Source organism: Mycobacterium sp., from assembly GCF_049585075.1.
In the GTDB taxonomy this organism is placed as follows: domain Bacteria; phylum Actinomycetota; class Actinomycetes; order Mycobacteriales; family Mycobacteriaceae; genus Mycobacterium.
Window position 1 is genome coordinate 1 of the sequence record NZ_JBAUZA010000001.1, and the last position, 4,765, is coordinate 4,765.

The window sequence follows — 4,765 nt, forward strand, 5'->3', positions numbered from 1 at the left end:
GAACCATGAGTGGAAAACAGCACATCCCATCCGCGAACATGACCTGTATGCGGCAAAATAAACGATGCGAGCAGCACGAAAACCAGGATCGCGACAACCAAAGCCCTTGCGCCCGGGTCGATTTCGCGGGCGATACGACGCTCGGCCGCCTCGATGTCATCCCGGAAGTCGTCGAACTGGCCGTGGTTACCGTTCTCGCTCATCGAGTGCACCCAATCGGTTGTGGCGCCGCAACCGGTTGCCCGATGCCGGGCATGCCAAGGCTTAGTGGCCCGGCTCCGCTCTCGGCGTAGGCATCACCGGCGCGGGTGCGGCGGTGGGCGATGACGTCGCCGTCGGCTATTAGGTGATGGGGCGCGGCGTCGCTGACGATCGTGGTGACGATGTCACCAGGGCGTATCTGCTGTCCGCCGGGCGTGAAATGCACCAGCCGACCGTCGCGTGCGCGCCCGCTCATCCGCGCGGTGCGACTGTCTTTGCGGCCTTCCCCGGTGGCCACTAGCAGCTCGACGGTCCGACCGATCTGGTTGCGGTTCTCTTCCAAGGAGATCTGCTCCTGCAGTGCCACTAATCGCTCGTAACGTGCCTGGACGACGGCTTTAGGCAGCTGACCGTCCAGCTCGGCGGCGGGCGTGCCGGGGCGCTTGGAGTACTGGAAGGTGAACGCACCGGTGAACCGAGCCCGCCGAACGACGTTCAGTGTCGCCGCGAAGTCCTCCTCGGTCTCGCCGGGGAAGCCGACGATCAGGTCGGTGGTGATGGCGGCGTGCGGCATCGCCGCCCGCACTCGGTCGATGATGCCGAGATAGCGCTCGGCGCGGTAGGACCGGCGCATCGCGCGCAACACCCGGTCCGACCCGGATTGCAGCGGCATGTGCAAGGCCGGGCAGACATTCGGCGTTTGGGCCATCGCCTCGATGACATCGTCGGTGAACTCAGCCGGGTGTGGCGAAGTGAACCTCACCCGCTCCAGACCGTCGATGCGTCCGCATTCGGTCAATAGCTCGGCGAAGGCGCCGCGATTGCGCGGTAGCCGCGGGTCGGCGAACGAGACCCCGTATGCGTTGACGTTCTGGCCCAGCAAGGTGATTTCCAGCACGCCAGCGTCCACCAGCGATCGCACCTCGGCCAGGATGTCGTCCGGGCTGCGGTCGACCTCCTTGCCCCGCAACGACGGCACAATGCAGAACGTGCAGCTGTTGTTGCAGCCAACCGAGATGGAAACCCAAGCGGCGTAAGCCGATTCGCGGGCAGCGGGCAGTGCGCTTGGAAACTCCTGCAGCGCCTCGGCGATTTCTACCTGGGCAACCTTGTTGTGCCGTGCCCGGTCGAGCAGCGCAGGCAGCGATCCAATGTTGTGTGTGCCGAAGACGACGTCGACCCACGGCGCCTTGCGCAGCACCGCGTCTTTGTCCTTCTGGGCCAGGCAGCCGCCCACCGCGATCTGCAGGTTCGGGTCGCTGCGCTTGCGGGGTGCCAGGTGGCTGAGGTTGCCGTAGAGCTTATTGTCGGCGTTCTCTCGCACCGCGCAGGTGTTGAAGACCACCACGTCGGCGTCGGCGCCGTCGGGCGCGCGCCGGTAGCCAGCCGCTTCCAGCAGGCCCGCCAGCCGCTCGGAGTCATGGACGTTCATCTGACATCCGTAAGTGCGGACCTGGTAGGTACGGCGCGACGGCGGCGACTCCCGCGGCAGAGCCGCTGCGCTCGCCGCATCCGTTGCCACCGTCGAAGTCACGGGGCCATGGTACGGCGGTTTCGACTCGCGCCTAGACGCGCCTGCGCTCCCGCTCGGCGGCCAGCTCGGTACTGACCACGTCAAAGGCCATCGTCTGGTCGAACCCGCGGCGCGCCAGCATCGCCGCCAACCGGCGACTCACCTTCGCATGATCGTCGAGGTTCTCGCGGCGTAGCTTGGCACGCACCAGCTGTTCGGCCCGGCCGCGCTCGGCCGCGGGGTTGATGCCGCCGAGCACCGAGGTGATCACGTCGTTATCGACCCCCTTGGTATGCAGCTCAGCGGCCAACGCGCGCTTGCCTTTTCCCGCGTTCGCCCGTCGGGAGTGCACCCATTGTTCGGCGAAACCGGCGTCGTCGATCAGCCCGACGTCAGCCAGCCGGTCCAGCACCCGGGCGCTGACGTCGTCGGGATAGCCGCGCTTGGCCAGCTGACCGGCCAACTCGGCGCGAGTGCGTGCCCGCGCGGTGAGCAGGCGCAGGCACAACGCCCGCGCCAGCTCCTCGCGAGACGGCTCAGAAATCGACGGGGGCGGGCAAGACGCTGTCATCGGTCAAGCCATCGGTCACCACTGCGCCAATGCCGAGCTTTTCCTTGATCTTCTTCTCGATCTCGTTGGCCACGTCGGCGTTCTCCATCAGGAAGGTGCGGGCATTCTCCTTGCCCTGACCCAGCTGCTCGCCCTCGTAGGTGAACCACGAACCGGACTTGCGGATGAAGCCTTGATCCACGCCCATGTCGATCAGCGAGCCTTCCCTGCTGATGCCCTTGCCGTAGAGGATGTCGAACTCGGCCTGCTTGAACGGCGGCGACACCTTGTTCTTGACGACCTTGACCCGGGTGCGGTTACCTACCGCATCGGTGCCGTCCTTGAGCGTTTCGATCCGCCGCACATCCAAGCGCACCGAGGAGTAGAACTTCAAAGCCTTACCGCCCGTTGTCGTTTCGGGCGAACCGAACATCACCCCGATCTTCTCACGCAGCTGGTTGATGAAGATCGCCGTCGTACCCGAGTTATTCAGCGCGCCAGTCATTTTCCGCAGCGCCTGGCTCATCAGCCGGGCCTGCAGTCCGACATGGCTGTCGCCCATCTCGCCTTCGATCTCCGCCCTCGGCACCAGCGCGGCCACCGAGTCGATGACCAGAACGTCCAGCGCGCCCGAGCGGATCAGCATGTCGGCGATCTCCAACGCCTGCTCGCCGGTGTCGGGCTGGCTGACCAGCAGTGAATCGGTGTCCACGCCCAACTTCTGGGCGTAGTCGGGATCTAGCGCGTGCTCGGCGTCGATGAACGCCGCGATGCCGCCGGCGGCCTGGGCGTTGGCCACCGCGTGCAGTGCGACGGTGGTCTTACCCGAGGATTCCGGGCCGTAGATCTCCACGACCCGGCCGCGCGGCAGGCCGCCGATGCCCAAAGCGACGTCCAGTGCGATCGATCCGGTCGGGATGACCGAGATCGGCTGGCGCACCTCGTCGCCGAGGCGCATCACCGATCCTTTGCCGTAACTCTTCTCGATCTGGGCCATCGCCAGGTCGAGGGCCTTCTCGCGGTCAGGGGCTTGCGTCATGGTGCTACCTCTCGGTGTAGTCGTTGTTCGGTTGACCGGGTCGGTCAGTTGGCCGCGACGTTAAAGCAGCCCACCGACAAGTCGGCATCTGTCGAACAGTCACCACAGTAGCGAACAGGTGTTCGAAAGCAAGAAGGCGCGCCGCGGGCGTGTCCGATGCACAGTCGTGGCGCCCAGATTCCTCTAGTTCACTGGCCGGCGAACCTGATACCCCGCCTCGGCCAATGCTCGGGCGGGGATTTTGCCATCGGCCTTGAGCAGCTCGTCTTTCCACACGATCTGCAGCCCCTCGCCACCGGTCGTCCCGTACAGGTAGGTGGACACCGGATCCTCGGGAAGTGGGGGGTCGGGATCCCCCAACAGCCGTGCATGCATCGCGTAGATACTTTGCGCCGCAGCGACTATCCGGTAACCGCACAGTGGTGGGTCCAGGTGATAAAGCTCGAGGTCGTCGGGATAGATCACGCCAAAAATCTCGTGGTCGTTGGGGACCGTGCCTACAAAACGCGCGACACCTGTCGGACCTGGCATCAAGCAATCATCGCCCGCCGTCCGGACCCGAACCGACGCTTATTTCACCACTGGTCGCGCGGGACGTCGAAGTCGACGCACAGCGCCCGCCACACATCTCGCGGGTCCGCGCCGTCCTCGATCGCCTGCGCACCGGTGCGCCCGTCGAAGCCGGTCAGCACGTGGTCGGTCAGCACCGAGACGCCGTAGGTGGCGCCGAACCGCAAGGTGACCCGTTGGTGAAACTCCGTTAGCCGCACACATGCGAACCTACCTAGCGGGCGCGAGCGCATCGTGGCACACCCGCACCGGGTCGGCGACCTCGGTGATGCTGGCAGCGGCTCGCTGGGCAGCGTCGCGGTAGGTCGGCGTCGAGAGCACCTCATCCGCAGCCCTGGTCAGTGCCTCGGCGGTCAACGGCCGAACCAGTTGCCCGCTGCCCTGCCGCACCACCCGGTTGGCGATCTCCCACTGATCCCCTCCACCGGGAATCATCACCAGCGGCACACCGGCGAGCAGAGCCTTGGCCACCATTCCGTGCCCGCCACCACAGATGGCCAGGTCGGCATGCGTCAGCAATTCGTCTTGGCGCCCCAGCCCGGCCACCGCCCACGGCGGCACCGTCAGATCCGGACCGTTCAGCCGCGACACCACCACGCGTGCACCCGCGGGTAGACCGATGCTGGGCACCAGGCTGTCCAGGGCGGTCTGCGCCATTCCCTGCGTCCCGGTCAACGCCGTCGACGGCGCGACCACGACAACCGGCCCGGTACCGGGTGGGATCGGCAGCAGTTGCCCGGTCGGCTCGAAGTGCAGCGGACCCACCAAGACGGCTTCGGCCGGCCAGTCCGGACGCGGAACCTCCAGCGCAGGCAGCGTGGCGATCAGCCGCCGCAGCGGTCCGGGATCGGTGGCCGGCAGACCGATCCCGACGCGGACCTCGGCCCGCTGG

General features: G+C 66.4%; 6 protein-coding genes and 1 pseudogene. All 7 read right to left on the minus strand.

The genetic code is table 11. The annotated features are described in order from the left end of the window. Positions 1-203 (minus strand): annotated as a pseudogene (locus tag WB785_RS00005) (hypothetical protein); the annotation flags it as partial. Then, on the minus strand, positions 200-1,735 hold the full coding sequence (miaB, locus tag WB785_RS00010) for a tRNA (N6-isopentenyl adenosine(37)-C2)-methylthiotransferase MiaB (protein ID WP_424076654.1): 1,536 nt from the start codon (positions 1,733-1,735) through the stop codon (positions 200-202). The gene miaB and the pseudogene WB785_RS00005, both read right to left, overlap by 4 nt. Positions 1,736-1,766: 31 nt before the next feature. Then, on the minus strand, positions 1,767-2,285 hold the full coding sequence (recX, locus tag WB785_RS00015; protein ID WP_424076655.1) for a recombination regulator RecX: 519 nt from the start codon (positions 2,283-2,285) through the stop codon (positions 1,767-1,769). After that, a complete protein-coding gene (recA, locus tag WB785_RS00020) occupies positions 2,251-3,303 on the minus strand; it encodes a recombinase RecA (RefSeq protein WP_424076656.1) in 1,053 nt (350 codons plus the stop codon). Before recA ends, recX begins: the two co-directional genes overlap by 35 nt. A 183-nt stretch (positions 3,304-3,486) precedes the next feature. Continuing rightward, positions 3,487-3,834, minus strand: a complete 348-nt coding sequence (locus WB785_RS00025; RefSeq protein WP_424076657.1) for a hypothetical protein — start codon at positions 3,832-3,834, stop codon at positions 3,487-3,489. A 44-nt stretch (positions 3,835-3,878) separates the two neighbouring features. After that, positions 3,879-4,073, minus strand: a complete 195-nt coding sequence (locus WB785_RS00030) for a DUF3046 domain-containing protein (protein ID WP_424076658.1) — start codon at positions 4,071-4,073, stop codon at positions 3,879-3,881. 10 nt (positions 4,074-4,083) lie between these two features. Then, the coding region (locus WB785_RS00035; RefSeq protein WP_424076659.1) for a glycosyltransferase at positions 4,084-4,765 on the minus strand (682 nt) is incomplete at its 5' end.